We start from the raw sequence: 1,488 nt of genomic DNA on the forward strand, positions 1-1,488 counted from the left end.
TTCGCTGCGATGGCTTCGACCAGGCCCAGAGAGCCTGTCAATTTTTCTGTGTATGGGGGTTAGAGGTAGGGGGTGATTCGGTCGGGGTAGGCGGTGGTGAGTTGGGCGAGGGCTTGTTTCCAGTTGGTGGTGGTGCGTCCTTGGATGAGGCGTGTGGGGGCTGTTCGTTTGTTGGCGGGTTTGCCTGCGTCTGTGAGGCGCTGGGTGGCTCGTTTGTCTTCGATGTTGCAAATTCCCAGCCACAGGAGTTTGATGGCGGCTTCTTCGCTGGGGAAATGCCCGCGGTTCTTGGTGATTTTACGTAGCTGGTAGTTCAACGATTCGATAGCGTTGGTGGTGTACACGACGCGGCGCAGCATGGGCGGGAACGCCAGGAATGGCGTGAAGCGCTGCCAAGCACGCTGCCAGGTCGCAACCGTTTGGGGGTAGCGTGCTCCCAGGTCGCTGGCCGCAAACTCTTCCAGCGCCGCTCGGGCGGTTTCTTCGTTGGGCGCGCTGTACACGCTCTTGAGAGCGGCTGCGACGGCCTTGCGGTCCTTGTAGGACACGAAACGCATGGACGCGCGGATTAAGTGAACGACGCAGGTTTGGACCATGGACTGGGGCCAGGTCGCTTCGATGGCTTCGGGCAGGCCAGCAAGTCCGTCGCAGCACACGATCAGGACATCGCGCACGCCCCGGTTGGCCAGCTCGGCGCATACGTGGGCCCAAAAAGCCGCTCCTTCATCGGCTTGGACCCAGATGCCCAGCACATGCTTGACGCCCTCCATGTCCACTCCCACCGCCAAGTGAGCGGCCCGGTTCTCCACGGTGTGATCGCGTCGGATTTTGATGCGGATCGCGTCCAGGTAGATCACCGGGTAGAACGCTTCTAGGGGGCGGTGCTGCCACTCCAGCACGGCGTCGCACACCGCGTCAGTGATCGTGGAAATCGTCCCGGCACTGACCTCCACGCCGATGGTGGAAGCCAGGTGATGACGGATATCGCGCACTGTCATTCCCCCGGCATACAAGCTGATAATCATCGCATCCAAGCCATCAAGGCGCCGCTGTCCTTTGCGTACCAGGCGTGGGGTGAAAGAGCCTGCCCGATCCCGGGGAACCTCGATCTCAAAGGCTCCCACCTCCGACATCACGGTCTTCTTCGTCGTGCCGTTCCTCGTGTTCGAGCGCGCCTGCGTGCTGGCTTGGCCCTTCTCATACCCCAAGTGCTCAGAAAGCTCAGCGGCAAGCCCGCGCTCCAAAGCCTCCTTCAGCAACGCGGGCAACAACCCCTGGCTGCCCGTCATCTCGACCTCGCCAGCATCAAGACGCTCAAACAACGCATCCAACGCCCCCGAGCGACGCAGCTCCTCCACAGCCTCACGCCCACTAGCGCCAGACACAACAACATCATCATCATTCATCATGCATCAATCCTTTCAAACAAAAAGACGGATACACAGACAATTGAACACGCCAGGCCCAGATGGGCGTCACTGGTCACCA

1 protein-coding gene is annotated in these 1,488 nt (G+C 60.7%); it reads right to left on the reverse strand.

The features are described 5' to 3' along the window. Positions 1-59: 59 nt before the first annotated feature. The gene (locus tag HMPREF2874_RS03625) at positions 60-1,409 is read right to left on the reverse strand and encodes an IS256 family transposase (RefSeq protein WP_049341892.1); all 1,350 of its coding nucleotides are present in this window, start codon (positions 1,407-1,409) and stop codon (positions 60-62) included. Between the last annotated feature and the right edge of the window lie 79 nt (positions 1,410-1,488).

It is taken from the genome of Rothia sp. HMSC068F09 (assembly GCF_001812775.1).
GTDB lineage: Bacteria > Actinomycetota > Actinomycetes > Actinomycetales > Micrococcaceae > Rothia > Rothia mucilaginosa_A.